Genomic DNA, 17,606 nt, shown 5'->3' on the forward strand with positions numbered 1-17,606 from the left:
CGCTCCGTTATGACTTTTCCGTCATTTCGTCGGGTCCCATGTGTTTTTCCATGACACCGGAGTATGCAAATACTCCGGTGTTTTCGACTTTGTAATTTTACAGGAAAAAAATCATGCGCGACGCCATCCACAGGCATATCCAAAGCCAAAAGGACACTGTTATTACTCTGCAACGCGAACTTATCAGCCGCAATGCAGTCGGTCCTGACAGCGGAGGCCCCGGCGAATCGGAAAAGGCAGAGTATCTCACAGCCTACCTGGAAAAAATGGGTATAACGAACATCCGCCGTATGAACGCCGTGGATACTCGTGTTCCTTCAGGAGTTCGCCCCAACTTGGCGGCAGTCATTCCGGGGAAAAACCCAGATGTTACGCTCTGGATTATCGGGCATATGGATGTTGTGCCTGCCGGTGATCCGGCGCTATGGTCGGCAGATCCTTTCACCCTGCGCGTGGACGGCGATACCCTCACGGGACGCGGTGTGGAAGATAACCATCAGGGGATGGTTTCCGCATTGCTTTTGGCAGGTGCTCTTTCCGAACTCAAAATTGAACCACCGATCAATCTCGGTATGCTTTTCGTTGCAGATGAAGAAACTGGCAATACGTTAGGCATCAGGCATGTGCTTGATAATCATGGCGACCTTTTTGGTTCGGAAGATTTTTTTCTGGTACCGGACTCAGGTAATGCTGAAGGCGACGAAGTAGAAATCGCCGAAAAAGGCCTGCTCTGGCTCAAGATTACAGTAAAAGGCCGCCAGTGTCATGCTTCTCGGCCAGCCCAAGGAACAAACTCCCTTCTGGCCGCCTCGGATCTCATTCTCGGGCTGCGTTCATTGTATGATCGCTTCGACGCCCATGACGCTCTCTTCACGCCGCCCTACTCCACGTTTGAATCCACGAAAAAAGAAGCAAATGTGGAAAACATCAACACCATCCCGGGACGCGATGTCTTTTACCTGGATTGCCGAGTACTTCCCCAGTATGAACTGGATGAAGTTATCAATGCGGTTATGGATTCGGCTCTTACTGTGCGTGACCGTTACGGTGTGACCGTAGAAGTGGAGACGGTGCAAAGGGAACAGGGCGGAGTTCCAACTCCAGCCGATAGCCCCGTCGTGAAAAATCTGCAAACAGCCATACGCGAAACCCTGCACGTCGAACCCCGTCTTGTTGGCATAGGGGGCGGGACAGTGGCGAACCTGCTGCGTCAAAAAGGATACCATGCCGTAGTCTGGTCCCGCATCATGCATAATGCCCACCAGCCTGACGAACAAGGCTCCATTAGCTTTACCCTCGGAGACGCACAAATATTCGCCTCCGTACTTTTCTCCTGAACGAATTTCTCTGGAGGGGCAGATGAAGCCCGCACAACCAAAAATTTTCGATGCCATTATCGTTGGAGCAGGCCATGCCGGTTGCGAAGCTGCCATGGCCTCTGCTCGAATGGGACTTACCACCCTGCTGCTGACAATTAATGCAGACCACATAGGGCACCTGTCCTGCAATCCAGCCATCGGAGGCCTTGCCAAAGGGCACATGGTCCGTGAAATCGATGCCATGGGCGGCTACATTGGTGTCTGGGCTGATGAGGCAGGCATCCAATTCCGCACCTTGAATACTCGCAAGGGACCGGCTGTACAGGCAACTCGCGCCCAAATGGACCGCACAAGGTACATGGCGGCAGTCAAACGCGACATTTTCGCTCAGAAAAATCTCTGGGTACGCCAGGATATGGCCCAGTCCATTCTTGTGGAAAACAAGCGGGCTGCAGGCGTAACCACCCAAATAGGGGAGACTTTCCGATCCCGCAGTGTACTCCTGACCACAGGAACATTCATGCGGGGGCTGCTCCACATAGGACTTAATAATTTCCCGGGCGGACGGCTCGGGGACCCTGCGGCCGTAGGGCTGTCTGCAAGTCTGGAAGAGATAGGGCTGGAACTTGGACGTCTCAAAACAGGAACCACCCCGCGTCTGCTTTCCGAAAGCATTGACTACGCATCGATGGAAAAACAGCCCGGAGACAATCCTCCTCCGCTTTTCAGCTTTCGGAGCCCCGGCAACAACCTGCCCCAGCTTCCCTGCTATATAACCTGGACCAATGAGAAGACTCACGAAGTCATCAGGGAAGGTTTTGACAGGTCCCCCATGTTTACCGGGGTGATAAAAGGAACTGGAGCCCGCTACTGTCCTTCCATTGAGGACAAAGTGGCCCGTTTCCCTGATAAGGACCGCCATCAGCTTTTCATTGAACCCGAAGGGCTGGACAGCCATGAGGTATATCCCAACGGCATTCCCACCAGCCTTCCTCTGGACATCCAGAAAAGACTTCTTGCCACAGTGCCCGGACTGGAAAATGCACAAATAGTTCGGCCTGGATACGCCATTGAGTATGACTTTGTTCCACCCACCCAGCTCCGCCCGACTCTCGAGACAAAACAGCTCCCCGGTTTATACTGTGCCGGGCAGATCAATGGAACGTCAGGGTATGAAGAAGCCGCAGCCCAAGGATTGTGGGCCGCCTGTAACATGGGTTGCGCCCTTCGCGGATTGCCTCCTTTTCTCCTGTCACGCGACCAGGCCTACATGGCAGTACTTGTGGATGATCTGGTCACGAAAGGTACCCGCGAACCATATCGCATGTTTACCTCCCGAGCTGAACACCGTTTGCTGCTTCGGGAAGGAAATGCCGACCTTAGGCTAACATCGAAAGCACGCGATCTTGATTTGGTGGGGGACATCCAGTGGCGCCTTTTTTCTGAAAAAAAAGAGCGTCTCGACAGCCTGCTGGAAATGCTCGAGCAGACAATAATACGCCCCAACAGCGGAACAAACGAAAAACTTTCTGCCTTGGGTGCGACACCACCATCCAAGGCTGTTCCGTTATCCGTCATCCTCCGCCAACCAGAGCTGAACATCGAAGACCTTGCCGCACTCCAGCCTTGCATAATGGATTTCGACGAGCAGGTTCGTCGAGAAGCTGAAACCGAAGCGAAATACTCTGGCTATCTGAAACGCCAGCAGGAACTGGTGTTGCGCTCCAAAAACCTGGAATCGACACATCTTCCCGAAAATATTTCCTATCCTGAAGTCGCGGGGCTCTCCAAGGAAGTAGTGGAAAAACTCAATAATGTTCGGCCACTGACGTTGGGACAGGCAGGGAGAATTTCTGGAGTTACTCCAGCAGCTCTGACTTGCCTTGAAATCCATCTCAAAAAACTCGGCGTAGCTGGCTAGAAAACCATTGTTATGCGTCGAGACAAATTCGTCCTCCCCCCTTTCTGTCTGAAGAAAAAGTCGCTATTATTGGGTGATGGATTACTCGACGCCCTCAAGTGTTAGCGGCGCTATGCCCAAAGAACATGTTCCATCCGTGCTCGGTCCGGTACAAAAGCTGGGAGCCTTTGCGCTACAGCGCCATAAAGCTTTTGTAGGGATGGCGACAATCCTCATTTCCAGTCTGAGACAGCTTTTCAACTTTTCTTTTTTCAATCCGGCAGTACGAAGCGTTTTCCTTCGTCAAGTTCAGTTGACCGCACTCCACGCCCTTCCCGCGGTCATTGTGGTAGGGCTCATTGTCGGCATTGTTACGGTCCATGCCATTTTGAGCATCATGCTGGATGTTATCGGTGCTTATGATACCTTGGGGCAATGGCTTTGCCGGATCATGTTCGAAGAAGTAGCCCCGCTTCTTTCGGTGCTCATTATCCTTTTGCGCAGCGGCACAGCCACCATTACCGACCTCGGTCTGATGAAAATATACAATGAACTTGAAACATTGAGTATTTTCGGAATTCGTTCAGACCGCTACATTTACCTTCCCCGTATCATTGCATTCGGAATGGCCGGCCCTTGCCTGACGTTCATATTCAGCCTCGTCGCCCTGCTCGGCAGTTTTCTTATCGTCGGCTATTTTCACAACATCACATTCAGTCGCTATGTGGATCTGCTCAATATGGGGATCATACCACGCCACATCGTCGTTGCCTTTTTCAAGCCCTTGCTTATGTCCGTGGCTATAGTTGTGGTTGCCATGCAGCGGGGGATCTCCGTAGAGAGAAGCATATCCTCCATTCCCAAGGCCCTTTCAGGGGGCATGATGCTATCGGTTGGGTTGATCATTCTCATAGAAATCTGTTTCGGCGTATTCTTATCCATATGAGTATGAATCTGTCATACTGGCTCAACCTACGGGAGAACCTGCTTTTGCAGGCCAACAACCGCACGGAGATGACCCAATTTCTTGAGCTGGTGGCCCAATTCCATTACCAGATTGGTATGGTCAGCGATTCTTTTCCGCTTCTTGCCAGCTTGAGTGTGCTGGAAAACATTACGCTGATGAACATGTACCACCAAAAAAAATCAGCTACCGGGGCATACAAAACCCTGGAAAAGGATATCACTGCATTGGGCATGCAGAACAAACTCCACCTGCACCGAGAAAATATGGCACGCGAGGACATTCTGAAAACTTATGTTTTGCGGTGCGTGGCTAAAAACAATATTATTATTCTGTTGAACACCCCGCGCCTGACGGACGTGAGTCTGGTCCAAAAATGTTTGGACGACATTGAAAAAAAGATCAGATTGTGGGTTCTTTGTCTTGAGGACGACTCCATAGCCTATAAAAACCTCAACCTACGGACCATCCCACTGGTAGCGAGCACGCATGCTTTCGGATACGACCAAACTTGAAATCAAGGTGGGAAGCTTTCTCATTGGTGTACTGCTGCTGGCGGTGGCCCTTCTGGTGTATATAGGCATCAAAAAGGACCTGTTTGCGGAACGCGCCGTTTACTACGTTGTCAGCAAAACTGGAGAGGGTATTGAGCCAGGCATTGGCGTTAAGCTCAAGGGGTTTAAAATTGGACAAGTTCGTAATGTCGTTCTGGAAGATATCGATACGGTTCGTTCCGAAATAGAAATCCTCAAGCGGTACATGAAATGGTTCAAGCGAAACTGCAAAATTTCCTTGGAAAGACCTATCATTGGCGGGGCTTTTTTCAAACTGACTCCAGGCTCCCAAGATTCCCCAGTGCTCTCCCAAGGCACGACCATTGCTCTTGAGGACATTCCGAACCTCCAGGAAGAACTGCAAAAACAAGCAAAGGCCATGTTGGCCGAAGTACAGCAGGTCGTCATCAACGCCCGTATCATTTCTGATCGAATTGCTGACCAAAACGGGACAGTTCAGAACATCTTGCGCAACATGGATGAAATAAGTACACGTCTCGCCTCCTCGCAAGGCATGCTGACCTACCTGACCAAAGCCGAACCGGTGCAGCGCATTGATGCAATCCTGGCCAATACGGAAAAGACCACCGCCGGACTTAATGATATGGTCCATAACGCCGATGCCCGCATCGTAGGCCTTGAGCCCATTCAAGAGGAAATCCACAACCTCATGCTCGACGTCCGGACTTTGGTACAGGAATACCAGGGACTTCGTGAATCTTTTGAACCGATCATATCCAACGTGGACGCAATTACTGGTGAAGTACGCGATGCTACGCAAAATTTATCCGGTCTGCGCGCCCAAGGTGAATATTCTCTACGTCTGGGAACGGAACTCATGCAAAGGCTCAAGGAAACTTGGCCCCTTGCCCGAGGCACGGATTCGGAAACTCCCCCCATGCACCCGTTGCCATAAGGACATACAACTATGCGTTACTGCTATTGGCATATCCGTTTACTCTGCTTGACCATATTGCTTTCTGCCGGGCTTACGGCTTGTGTGGGCAAAGGGAAGGATACCGTCTACCCCCCACCAGAAAACTTGGCACTTGCCCCTGTCCAACGGCAGGAATTCGTTGATTTTTTTCTTCAAGGAAGATGGTGCCAAGCAAAGGCTCTTTTTGAGCAGAGCGTCGAAAACTATCTCCGGCAGGATGATTTCTGCAGGTCCGCCTACAATTTTTATCTTTTGTATAAAATAAAAGGGTATATCGGAATTAATGCCCCCGAGGATCTGGCCGAGGCCAAACGGCTTGCCAAGCTTACAGAGAGCTGTACTTCCGTCCCTGTCGCCACATCTTCCGCACCTACCCCCAAAGATGTTGAATACACAGCCCTTCTCGACTCCAAGCAATTCACACAACTTCTCGGGTTGCTGAAGAAAGACAAGGATCCATTGTACGCGTCAGTTTATGCCAGAAAAATTGCCATTCAAGCCCAAAGAGACACGACATATGATGTTGCTTCCACGGCCCTCTCTTTCGCAAAACAGCTGGATGCACAACAAGGATGGATCGTATTTCTTGTTGAAGATTGGAAGCTACTTTCCAAGTTGGCCTCGAATGATGTAGCTCGCAAGAGAATAGACCAAAGAATCAAAATCCTGCAGAATCTCATACACCCTTGCGTCGGCCAATAAGTTGCCGTACGTCAGCTCCCAACTACATAATATTCCAGGATGATAAAAAGTGGATAGACAATTTCTAGAAACCTTCAAGAATACTTTTTTCAACTATTCGTTTTCTTCGGATGCCGCTCTCTTTCTGCTGGGCCTGCTTTTATTCTTACTGACGGCAGTCCTTGCTGGGGTGTTGTTCAACAAGTTCTTCCGCCACAAGGAAAGCAGACTTCCGACCAATTTGATCGTCGACCGCCAGCGTATTGATAAAATACTGAATAATGCTCTGCAAGAACGAGCAAAGCTGGAACTTCGCTTCGCCCATGAGGATCCCGCCGGCGGACGCTTCATTAGTGGTGCCTTCGTTGAAATCGGCAAAGAGGCTGTGGTCCTGGAACTTTCAGATTTAGTCGACGTCTCAAGTTCATGGATTGGAAGGAAGATCGAAGCATTTTTCAAAGTATCTTCTCCTCGGGCCGGGCGCAAAAAAAGCAAACATAAAGGCGCCACTTTTTTTACCTTCACAGTGGAAATTTTAGGGATAAAAAAGACATCCGAGGAATACGTCGCAGTAACTGTGGCTTTTCCTCACTCCATTGAAGCAAAACAGAAAAGAACCCATCTGCGTCTGGACCCTCCCAGTTCCCTCATCTATGGAGTGAACTTATGGAAGGAAAGTCGAACAGCCATGGGCAAGGTTAACTCCAATATTTCCACATGGGAGGCTCCACTTCTTGTCATGGACCAGGATGTACGGGACACAATGACCCTGCAAAATATTTCCGCAGGTGGCATACGACTGGAAATCCAGCCAGGATGGCAAAAAGAAGACACGGATATTTTTGAGCTGGGCAAGCGTTTTATCGTTCGTCTGGACTTGTTCAACCCCACCGAGAACAATGTGGACCGTCACTATCTTTATACGGTTGTTCGCAATAAATACGAAGATTTCACCACGCACAAGTTGGAGGTGGGTCTGAAATTTCTGGCGACCGGCTATCCAAGTGCTGAGGATCCTGACATTTTGCACTGGGAGGTTGCAAAAGGTGAAAATGGTGTCGAAACCATTGACAACTGGGTGTTCAAAAGGCACTTGGAACTCTATAGGAATACAGGGATGGCATGACACGCAATATGTCGTAAAAAACATCCTTGCATGAAGAAATTCTGTTGATGAAATCCTTTTTTTTGAAAATACTGCCGTAAGGTCTTTGCGACTCCGAATATGGAGAAAGCGTAGACACATGCGAACGAACGTCTTGTTACTATCCGTTGTCGACGAAGGTTCGCTACATTACCAATTAAACAAGGAGGTTGGTGTTGGACGAGGGTGGTTCTTCCGACGGCGGTTTTTGGCACACGCTTTCAAGCATTTTCCGCCTGAAACATGGGCCGAGCCTGGAAGATTCAATTCAGGACGCTCTTGAGGATGGAGAGGTAAAAAGCGACGATGTTCGTATGCTCCTCAATATTCTCAATCTTGACGACAAGCTGGTCCATGAAATCATGATCCCGCGCACAGACATTGTGTGCGCCGATCTTGCTGATGGCACCGACGAAGTAATTCGGCTCATTATCGAACGCGGACATTCCCGCATCCCTATTTACGAAAACGACAAAGACAATATCATTGGGATCGTCCATGCCAAGGACCTTCTCCGGTCCATGCACCCTTCCTGCCACGAACCGCCGGAACTCAAGACCGTGATGCGCCAGCCCATGTTTATACCCGAAAACAAAAATGTTCGGGACATGCTGCAGGAATTCAGGCGCAGCAAAATTCATCTTGCGGTTGCTGTTGACGAATATGGCGGAACTTCGGGACTGGTCACGCTTGAAGATGTCCTTGAAGAAATCGTTGGGGAAATAGAAGACGAGCACGACGCCAAACGCCCGGAAGAAATCAAGCATGTCGGCGACGGCACTACGCTCATTTCCGGACGCGTGGAAATTGATGACTTAAACAAAGAATTCGACCTCGACATCTCCTCCGAACAGGTGGAAACTATCGGTGGGTATTTAAGCGAACTCAGCGGCCATGTTCCCAGGGAAAAAGAAAAATTTTCTTTTTCAGGAATGCGTTTCACTGTCATTGAAGCAGATCAGAAACAAGTCCGCTGGATACGAATAGAACCAGATCCTCAGCCTAAAACAGTTGAAGCTGAAAGTTAGAGTTGTCGTGTAGTGTATATCGCCGTTATCGCCATCATTCTTGGAGCATGGATTGGCTTTGCCAATCCATTTCTGCATTTTCCCCCTTTTGCCCTTCTGGTTCCGGCCGGTCTGGCCTGGATGGGACGTACAGCCGCATCCCCGAAAAAAGCTTTTTTTCACGGATTTTGGGCCGCTTCGATGGGATATGCAGGCTGCATGTACTGGTTGGTGATTCCAGTTCATTACTACGGTGGAATGAATTGGCTACTCTCTATTCCCTGCCCAATTCTGATCGGCATGTATCTGGCTGCATATGCAGGACTTTTCAGCCTTGCGACTTTTTACTGCCGTTCTTTTTCTCCCCTGCTTTTGGGACTGTTCTGCGGGGTGGGCTGGGCCTCCATTGAAGCCCTTCGTACATTTCTTTTCACTGGCTTTCCTTGGCTTAGTCTGGCATCGGCCTTCAGTCCGTGGCCCCTTTTTATACAAGGAGCCTCTGTCGTGGGAGGAATCGGCCTGGGAGTTATTTTCACTTCCATCGCAGTCTGGTTCACGGCATCAGGCTGGCGGCTGTCAGTGGACAAAGCCGTTGCTGTTTGCGCAATCAGCGTTGTACTTGTTTTTGGTTACCAGACCATAGACAACCTCCCAAAAGGAAAAAGCGCAACGGCCTGCGTTGTTCAGGGCAACATCGACCAAAGCCTCAAATGGGACCCTCAATATCAGAATGGTACAGTCGAACGCTACATAACCCTGAGCGAGGGGGCCGTAGCCAAACAAAAAACTGATTTCATTGTCTGGCCGGAAACCGCCCTCCCGTTCTATCTTCAGGACATCAACTCACTAGGTTCAGCCGTGCGAACCTTTGTGCGAGAAAAGCAAGTTCCCCTGGTTACAGGGACTCCTGCGTACATTTACCATCCTCAGGCTCACGATTACACCCTGTACAACAGAGCCTACCTCATTTCTCCCCATACAGCCCAGATGGAGGCCTACGACAAGGTACACTTGCTGCCTTTCGGCGAGTATATGCCACTGGCCGAATACATTCCCTTCAAAAAGCTGGTGGAATCTGTAGGAGACTTTGCCCCTGGGCATAAGCAAGGCCCGCTGCTTACAGGTAATCTTGCATTGGGCATACTCATCTGTTACGAAGCCATATTCCCGAAGTTGGCACAAATACGTGTCGACAAAGGTTCGAACGTCTTGGTGAACATAAGTAACGACGCATGGTTTGGACGATCTAGCGCCCCCTTGCAACATCTGTTTCTTTCTTCTCTCAGGGCGGTTGAACAGGAACGTTGGCTTGTTCGCAGCACAAACACAGGAATTTCCGCATTTATCAGTCCTAAAGGGCAAATATTCAACGCTACGGACACCTTTACAGCCACAGCAGCTACCCGAAAGATAACTCTTTTGGACACCGTAACTTTTTTTCATCGCAACTATCAAACTGTTCGCCTGACCATCTTTACGTCGGCAGCCCTGCTTTTTCTGTTTGGGATTGCCACACGGCGCCGCGAACACCTTCGTTAAGACAAGGAAAAGAATGCAACAATATTCAGAACTCAAGTCTCAAGGGTCTGTCCTCTGCGAAAAATTCACTTCGCTCTGGAGGCGTCTTTGACCAGGAAGGACTGGAAAAACGCATTGCGGAAATAGAAACGGAAATCGCCAAGCCCGGAGCCTGGGACAATCCTGAAGCGATGACTCCGTTTATGCAGGAAAAGAGCCGTCTGGAAGACAAGCTGGACCGACTCAACGATTTAGCTCAGAGCAAAGAAGATTTGGACGAGTGGCTTGAGCTTGCCCAGGTGGAACAAAGCGAGGAAATCCTCGATGCACTTGCCGAACAGCTTGAAGCCCTCACCCATCTGCTCGAAGATATGGAGATGAGGGAACTCCTTTCCGAACCTGAAGACAAAAGCCACGCCATTCTGGAAATCCACCCGGGAGCTGGAGGCACCGAATCTCAGGACTGGGCGGAAATGCTTTTGCGCATGTATAAGCGCTGGGCCGAACGAAACAAATTCAAGGTTTCCATCCTGGACTACCAGGACGGTGATGAAGCCGGAGTAAAAAGCGTCTCCCTTCAAATCGAAGGAAGCTACGCTTTCGGCCTGCTCAAATGCGAACGGGGCATTCACCGGCTCATTCGTATTTCCCCGTTTGACGCGTCCGGCAGACGTCACACTTCCTTTGCTTCAGTCGATGTGTATCCTGATGTTACGGGACAGGATATCGACGTGGACATGAAGGACGAAGATCTCCGCATTGATGTATACCGAGCCAGCGGTCCAGGGGGGCAGCACGTTAACAAGACAAGTTCGGCCGTACGAATTACCCATATTCCCACAGGACTTGTGGCACAATGCCAAAACGAAAAATCACAGCATCGCAACAAAGAACATGCGATGAAGATTCTTAAAGCTCGACTGTACGAGCTGGAACTCAACAAGATTAAGGCGGAAAGGCAGGCGGAATACGAAAACAAAAATGCCATAGCCTGGGGAAGCCAGATCAGGACGTACACACTCCAGCCCTACCGGCTGGTCAAAGACCATCGGACCAATACCGAGGTTGGAGATGTGGATTCCGTTTTGGACGGCAACCTCGAAGCCCTGATCCGAAACTACCTTTTGCAGTTTCACACGGGATAAAGCTGTGAGTGAAAATTCTCTCGATAATCTGGCCCAGGAACTCGAAAACCTGCGCACCATATTACGTAATGCTGGAGGCTGTGACTCTCCTTGTGGCATGACAGCAATTCTACGTTTCTGTCGTGGACTGGATAAAACAGCATGGGAACAGATTGCCCAATCCGAGGAACTGCGCGACTGGCTGGCGGTTCCTTTGCAAGGCGATGTCTACCCCACAGTCCAACTGCTACAAAACAGATTGGACGCCCTCGCCCGTCAAAGTGAGAATGATCCTTTGACAGGACTGTCCAACCGAAGGGCTTTCGATCGCACCCTGGATATGGAAATGGAACGTGCGCGGCGAAACAAAACGCCGTTGTGTCTCATTCTCTTTGATCTCGACAACTTCAAAAAGGTCAACGATACCTACGGACACCCCTGTGGTGACAAGGTCCTGACCTCCTTTGCCGAGCTTCTGATGGCACACAAACGCAGATATGACATGGCTGCCCGAATAGGCGGAGAAGAATTCGCACTTATTCTTTCCGGCGTAAGCCAGGTAAAAGCCCAAGGCATTGTAGAGCGTCTTCTGGGGACGCTGCGAGAGACAACCATCTGTTGCAAAGAGCATACTCTTTCAATCACAAGTTCAGCTGGACTCTCCTCCTATAAAGGAAAGGTGACTCTCTCTGCCAAAGAACTCTTCGAACTGACCGACAAGGCCCTGTACGAAGCAAAAAACACAGGCAAGGACAAGGTGGTCAACGCTCCTCTTCCGGACATGGTTGTTCCCGAACCTGACAAGACCCTGGTCCACTCCAACGAAAAACAGTTCCTCTTTTCCGGACTTAAGTGAGGACGCCAATGAACAACAAAACTCTCAGCATCAGCATCCTCAGTGGCAAAGGCGGCGTCGGTAAAACCAACCTAGCCCTGAATCTCAGCTACTGCCTGCATAACTCAGGCCGTCATGTACTGCTCATGGACTGTGACCTGGGCCTGGCCAATGTGGATGTTATGCTTGGCATTTCTCCCGAGCGTAATCTCCAGGACCTTCTACAGCCCCAGTACATGAGCAAAGATGTGGTTGTCCCGCTGGAAGAGCCCGGTTTCGATTTTCTGCCTGCGGCATCCGGAGTACCTGAACTCGTCGAAATGGACGAGGACATGCAGTCAGTTCTGTTCGATAAATTGACCGGAGTCATTTCCCAGTACGACTATCTCATTCTCGACCTGGGAGCAGGTATCAACGGCACGGTGCTTTCATTTGCAGCAATGACCCAGGTTCGGATAGTTGTCGTCACCTCTGAGCCGACGTCTCTCACAGACAGCTATGCCCTTATGAAAGTGCTGAGCACTCAGCACGGCATCAAAGATTTTTTGGTGGTTGTGAACCAGGCTGAATCTTCGGCTGAAGTCAAACAAACATTTGACAGGCTGCACGCAGCATGTTCCAAGTTTTTGGGCATTAATATTCGCCTGCTTGGCTCCGTCCGGCACGATGGAACCGTAACCGAGGCAATCCGGCAACAGAAGCCTCTGGTGCGCTTTGCACCGCAGTGTCCTGCTGCCAAAGATATTCATTCTGTAGCCTCAAAAGTTGCCCGTTTTCGGGCGGATAACCTTGAGGCTCTGGCTGGAAGGCCTGCGCTCCGGCCATTCCCAGACCAAAACCCGGATTTCCCTTGACGACATCCAGAGGCATCGGGCATAAAATCACAGTTCTCGCTTCTACTGCAAACTGTACTTTTCTTGGCTAACAGAACAAATAAACGGACAGATCATGAACAAAAGCGAACTCATCAAAACTCTGGCAGAAGACAAAGAGCTTCACGTGGATGAAGCTGGTAAAATCGTCAACGCCTTCATCGACTCCATCAAAGACTCCCTCGTACGCGGAGAACGCGTGGAAATTCGAGGTTTCGGAAGTTTCAAGATAAAAGATTACAAAGGCTACAAAGGGCGCAACCCCAAAACCGGCGACATGGTTGAAGTTCAGCCTAAAAAACTTCCTTTTTTCCGTCCCGGAAAAGATTTGAAAGACTACCTCAACAGCTAACGTGATACATCGCTTTGTTCTCGCCGGAATCTTGGTTCTGGCGCTTGTTTCATCTGTCAACGCCGTAGCTCCCGCTTCGGCGTTGACTGTTTTGTACAGCGCCAGCACATACGGAGAAGCCAAGCCGTGTCCATCGTGAGGTAGCAAAACCTACGGCGGCTTGGCCCGGCGGGCTGGCTTTATTTCTAATTTACGTACACGTTCCCAAGATGTCTCACCTGTCTTGGTGTTGGCTGGGCCTAATGAGTTTGTCGACCCACTCACGGGGAAAGCGCGTAGTAAAAATTTCCGCGCCATCCCGGAAGCATTCAGGCTGATGGATTATGATGCAGGAATGCTTTCGAGTGCTGATAAAAATTATCTAAGCACACATAAACTTCGGGCACCAGCTTCTTTTACGTTCCCGGACCACCTTACTGTTCGTAAGCTGAACCTAAACGGTGCACGTATCGCTTTGTTCATGCTGCCGGAATGCGGAGCTGAAGATATAACAAAGCTGGCAGATGAAATTTCGACCAAACATATGGAACTGCGTAAGGCCTCAGATATCATTATTGCAATCAGCCCTTTGGGCCTCGACCTGGAAAAAGAATTGCTGCAAAAGACAGACGGGCTGGATATTCTACTCGGCGGCGGGCCGGGATATGGTTTTTCTTCCCGTATAAACTCGAGTGGAAAAACAATTTGGTCGCGCCCCTTTACTCGTGGCAAAACTCTGAATATTATCACTCTTCAGAATCTGCCCTCCGGTAATACATTTACCTGGGACAAAGGCATGAACTTTCAGGCCGAAGTAACTCCGCTGGGCGATTCCATCAGGCAGGATCCGGCAGTAGAGCAAGTGCTCATACCCAACGGTCCTGCAAACAAATAACGACCAATACACTTTGTAAGTACGGGTGTGCTTTTTTACGCGTATCCACGTCTGGATTGTTTTACCTGCAACCGGACATGAAAACATAGTTTCGTTTTCGGCCTGTCAGTTCAACTCGTCGTGAGAAGACTGACACCTCAGCTGGTACCACACAACCGGCTACCTTAATCCCAAGGAGATTGAAATGCAGTTCACCGGAGCTTTTACGGCCCTGATTACGCCGTTTAGAGACGGCCAGGTCGACGAGGAGTCGTATCGCGCCCTCATCGAATGGCAGATTGAAAATGGAATCCACGGCTTGGTACCTTGCGGCACCACCGGCGAATCCGCAACACTCTCCCATGACGAGCATAAACGGGTAATCTCCATCTGTGTGGATCAGGTCAAGGGCCGTGTGCCTGTCCTGGCAGGAGCTGGCTCGAACAATACACGTGAAGCCATCGAGCTGACCAAACATGCAAAAGACGCCAAGGCCGATGGTGCGTTGCTCATTACGCCCTACTACAATAAGCCGACCCAGGCGGGACTTGTGGCCCACTTCAAGGCAATTGCCGAGAGCGTGAGCATTCCTACAATTGTTTACAACGTGCCGGGGCGTACAGGGACAAATTTGCTTCCTGAAACCCTCTTTACCATGGTCAAAGAGATTCCAGAGATTGTAGGTATCAAAGAAGCCACTGCCGATCTCAATCAGATTTCACGCATTCTGGAACTGTGCGGACGAGACTTCACAGTTCTCTCCGGCGATGACTTCACTGTCTTGGCCACGCTCGGCATTGGAGGAAGAGGCACCATATCAGTTGTTTCCAACGTGGTACCCGACAGAATGGCTGGCATGTACGATGCCTTTGTTCAGGGAGATTTGAACAAGGCTATGGATTTGCATTACGCCATGGCCCCCCTGTACAGAGCCATGTTTATGCAGACCAACCCCATCCCAGCCAAAACATCCCTAAGCCTGATGGGACGTGTTCCCGAAGAGGTGAGGCTGCCGCTCCTCTGTATGGATGATGCGGCCAAGGCTCAGCTTCGTGAAATTCTGGTTGCTTCCAACGTACTTTAAGAGTCCCACGCACAAGAATATAAAAGCCCGTTCACTCCTGTGAGCGGGCTTTTTTTGACCATGCATCAACTTGGGATTGCAACATCCCCCGCATATCGTTTTTTTTATTTCAAAAAATACGAGTTCAACGGGCTAAAGCCGTAAAAAAGGCCGCACAGGAAATCCCGTGCGGCCTTTTAATTGGTACGGTGCCTTTGACTTAGGCAAAAGCCTTTTCAAAAGGAGGAACGACCTGCTTTTTACGGGACAGCACGCCATCCAGCCATACGCTCTTACCGTCGACGCCCTTGCCGAAAGCCTTTTCAACAACGGCAGGATCATCGGACAGCACCAGCATATCGGAGCCTTCCTTCATAATGTCGGTCAGCAAAAGGAAAATGCTGTGGTGGCCGCCTTCGCTCTTAAGCTTTTCCATTTCAGCATACAGAGCTTCCTTGTAAGGCTCGAGAATGGACAGATCGACAACTTCGAGCTGGCCGATGCCGACTTTCTTGCCGGACATATCGAAATCCTTATAGTCACGCATAAGCAGTTCGGCAGCAGGTGTGCCGTCCACAGCGGACTTGACCTTGAACATTTCCACGCCCAGGTCCATGTACTCGGAAACACCAGCAATCTTGGCCAGAGTTTCCACAGCTTCCTTGTCCTGAGGAGTGCAGGTGGGCGACTTGAACATAACGGTGTCGCTAAGAATTGCACACATCAGCATACCAGCGATATTGGCCGGGATTTCCACGTTATAGAAATCGTACATGGCCTTGATAACAGTGCAGGAACAGCCCACAGGCCATACCCACATTTCAAGCGGGTTGCTTGTGGTCACATCGCCCAGCTTGTGGTGATCGACGACAGCAACGACCTCGCCCTTATCCAGATTGTCCAGGCTCTGAGCCAGATCGGAATGGTCAACCAGGATGATTTGCTTGTCGGTAGCGTCGGTCTGCACTTCAGGAGCAGTACCGCCAAACTTTCCAAGCACGAATTTAGTTTCAGGGTTAACGGGACCCTGTGCAATGGGAGAGGCTTCGATGCCGCGCTTGCTCCACAGATCGGCAATGGCGATAGCAGAAACAATGGTATCAGTATCCGGGTTTTTGTGTCCTACAACATAAGCAGCCATGACTTCCTCCTGAAAGTATGATTAGTCGTCCAAACTGTCCGGTGTATGTGCCGCCTATCACAAAAAGGCGCTGCCTGCCAAGATGTAATCGCCCCTTTTTTCACAAGGGCGACACCCCGATATCCGGACAGGCAAATTCTCCTTGGCTAAATACCACCACTTCACGTCCTGAATTTGTTCTTCCAGTGACATGCTTTGGTTCGGTATTCACCAAGTCCCAATGCAGAGCCGATGTGTTGAACCCAAGAGAATTTCTGACATCCGCAGAGAACTCGTCTGATTTTCCGGCAAAAGTATCGGCGTACGACGCTCCCAATGCAATGTGACAATTCCCTTGCTCGCCACCAAAATTCTCATCGTATAACGTATGAGCCATGAATCTGTTGATGTTGGAAAAACGCCGATCAGTCAGGGAAAACTCCCCCACTCGCGACGCCCCCTGGTCCATTTCTATTTGTCTCCGAACAAAGGCCTCTCCCTTGCTCGCCTTCAGGTCTCTGACAACACCATCCTTAAACACAAGCTCCAGCCCTTCGATGAGGTTGCCGCTTCGGAACGAAGGCAGATCAGCATAATATGTACCGTGGGTTCCACGCCAATCAGGGGATACATAAATCTCGAAGCTTGGGATATTATGACCGGTCAGCCCGACCCAACGCCGTTGCCTGCCGACATCGATATGCAGATCCATGTGCTCCGAGGTAACGTGCAGTGTGGCGAGATCCAACTCGTTGAGCCAGTTCTTGATTTTCCGCGCAGCTTTCCAACGTTTTTTCCAGGCATGTACCGGTTCAGGGTGGCTCAGAAGGCAAGCGGAACGAACCTGTTCGGCATACGAATCCAAGCTTGTTCCAGCATTTTCAGCAAGAATGGGAGTCGGCCACAGTCCCAAAGTCCAACTCAGTTCTCCATTGAGCTCACGCTCGTCCAAAATGTCACGCAACGACTTTCTGGCTAACTGAACTGCTGCAATGTCCTCCGGGGCGGTTGATGAAAGATGGGAAAGCGACTCTGGGGCCAACAGACTAATCAACCCAGACAAAGAGCGGTACAACTCTTCTTCCCCTGGAGAGACGAACGTAAGTTGACGAAATGCTGAATGAGCATAGTGGTTGTATTCCATTGCTGCTGTCGAGTTAAGTCGAAGTACCGGGTTCAGATGCCGCTTAAGCAGTAATGCCTGTATTTCTTCCGCCAGCTTCAGGGCAGGTAAATCAAAACGCACCAAGACTATACCGCCGGACGGTATAGACTGCGGTCGGGAAATATCCAATCCCCACAGCAGCACCTCAGCATATCTTTCTATTTCTTCCCTATCGAACACGTTTGTTATCCCTCTCTG

At 50.2% G+C, this 17,606-nt stretch carries 17 protein-coding genes; 15 read left to right on the plus strand and 2 right to left on the minus strand.

Annotated elements, in window-relative coordinates:
• Nucleotides 1-113: 113 nt before the first annotated feature.
• The 15 genes from ACI0FJ_RS04120 (at nt 114) to dapA (ending at nt 15,144) form a co-directional block, all read left to right on the plus strand.
• Entirely contained in the window at nt 114-1,337 is a 1,224-nt protein-coding gene (locus tag ACI0FJ_RS04120) for a M20 family metallo-hydrolase (protein WP_424299373.1), read from the plus strand.
• Between the two features lie 22 nt (nt 1,338-1,359).
• Nucleotides 1,360-3,240 (plus strand): tRNA uridine-5-carboxymethylaminomethyl(34) synthesis enzyme MnmG, encoded by a 1,881-nt coding sequence (gene mnmG, locus ACI0FJ_RS04125; protein ID WP_424299376.1) that lies wholly within the window; start codon nt 1,360-1,362, stop codon nt 3,238-3,240.
• 112 nt (nt 3,241-3,352) lie between these two features.
• Nucleotides 3,353-4,165, plus strand: coding sequence for an ABC transporter permease (locus tag ACI0FJ_RS04130; RefSeq protein ID WP_424299379.1), 813 nt, complete (start codon nt 3,353-3,355; stop codon nt 4,163-4,165).
• Nucleotides 4,162-4,698, plus strand: coding sequence for a hypothetical protein (locus tag ACI0FJ_RS04135; RefSeq protein WP_424299382.1), 537 nt, complete (start codon nt 4,162-4,164; stop codon nt 4,696-4,698). The genes ACI0FJ_RS04130 and ACI0FJ_RS04135 overlap by 4 nt, the downstream gene beginning before the upstream one ends.
• A complete protein-coding gene (locus ACI0FJ_RS04140) occupies nt 4,673-5,653 on the plus strand; it encodes an MlaD family protein (protein WP_424299385.1) in 981 nt (326 codons plus the stop codon). Before ACI0FJ_RS04135 ends, ACI0FJ_RS04140 begins: the two co-directional genes overlap by 26 nt.
• 12 nt (nt 5,654-5,665) lie before the next feature.
• A complete protein-coding gene (locus tag ACI0FJ_RS04145; protein WP_424299388.1) occupies nt 5,666-6,376 on the plus strand; it encodes a hypothetical protein in 711 nt (236 codons plus the stop codon).
• A gap of 49 nt (nt 6,377-6,425) precedes the next feature.
• Nucleotides 6,426-7,481 (plus strand): hypothetical protein, encoded by a 1,056-nt coding sequence (locus ACI0FJ_RS04150; protein WP_424299390.1) that lies wholly within the window; start codon nt 6,426-6,428, stop codon nt 7,479-7,481.
• A 194-nt stretch (nt 7,482-7,675) separates the two neighbouring features.
• Complete coding sequence (locus ACI0FJ_RS04155; protein ID WP_424299393.1) at nt 7,676-8,527, plus strand: hemolysin family protein; 852 nt, start codon at nt 7,676-7,678, stop codon at nt 8,525-8,527.
• 12 nt (nt 8,528-8,539) lie between these two features.
• Entirely contained in the window at nt 8,540-10,045 is a 1,506-nt protein-coding gene (gene lnt, locus ACI0FJ_RS04160) for an apolipoprotein N-acyltransferase (protein WP_424299396.1), read from the plus strand.
• Between the two features lie 13 nt (nt 10,046-10,058).
• Nucleotides 10,059-11,169 (plus strand): peptide chain release factor 2 gene (gene prfB / locus ACI0FJ_RS04165; RefSeq protein ID WP_424299399.1). Its coding sequence is split into 2 segments (ribosomal slippage): nt 10,059-10,133 and nt 10,135-11,169, totalling 1,110 coding nucleotides; the frame shifts between segments, so codons are not numbered across the junction.
• A 4-nt stretch (nt 11,170-11,173) separates the two neighbouring features.
• Nucleotides 11,174-12,004, plus strand: coding sequence for a GGDEF domain-containing protein (locus tag ACI0FJ_RS04170; RefSeq protein ID WP_424299402.1), 831 nt, complete (start codon nt 11,174-11,176; stop codon nt 12,002-12,004).
• Between the two features lie 8 nt (nt 12,005-12,012).
• Nucleotides 12,013-12,837 carry a MinD/ParA family protein gene (locus ACI0FJ_RS04175; RefSeq protein ID WP_424299405.1) on the plus strand — a complete coding sequence of 275 codons (825 nt, stop codon included), beginning with the start codon at nt 12,013-12,015 and terminating at the stop codon, nt 12,835-12,837.
• Nucleotides 12,838-12,931: 94 nt separating this feature from the next.
• Complete coding sequence (locus ACI0FJ_RS04180) at nt 12,932-13,207, plus strand: HU family DNA-binding protein (RefSeq protein ID WP_424299408.1); 276 nt, start codon at nt 12,932-12,934, stop codon at nt 13,205-13,207.
• Nucleotides 13,208-13,211: 4 nt separating this feature from the next.
• A complete protein-coding gene (locus ACI0FJ_RS04185) occupies nt 13,212-14,081 on the plus strand; it encodes a UshA-like (seleno)protein family 2 (protein ID WP_420705120.1) in 870 nt (289 codons plus the stop codon).
• A gap of 184 nt (nt 14,082-14,265) precedes the next feature.
• Complete coding sequence (gene dapA, locus ACI0FJ_RS04190; RefSeq protein ID WP_424299411.1) at nt 14,266-15,144, plus strand: 4-hydroxy-tetrahydrodipicolinate synthase; 879 nt, start codon at nt 14,266-14,268, stop codon at nt 15,142-15,144.
• Nucleotides 15,145-15,343: 199 nt separating this feature from the next.
• On the opposite strand, the gene ACI0FJ_RS04195 is transcribed toward dapA, so the two are convergent.
• Nucleotides 15,344-16,264: a manganese-dependent inorganic pyrophosphatase gene (locus tag ACI0FJ_RS04195; protein WP_424299414.1), complete on the minus strand. Its 921-nt coding sequence runs from the start codon at nt 16,262-16,264 to the stop codon at nt 15,344-15,346.
• 100 nt (nt 16,265-16,364) lie between these two features.
• Nucleotides 16,365-17,588, minus strand: coding sequence for an aminopeptidase (locus ACI0FJ_RS04200; protein WP_424299417.1), 1,224 nt, complete (start codon nt 17,586-17,588; stop codon nt 16,365-16,367).
• Nucleotides 17,589-17,606: the final 18 nt, after the last annotated feature.

The sequence above is a fragment of the Desulfovibrio sp. 7SRBS1 genome (assembly GCF_049723905.1).
In the GTDB taxonomy this organism is placed as follows: domain Bacteria; phylum Desulfobacterota; class Desulfovibrionia; order Desulfovibrionales; family Desulfovibrionaceae.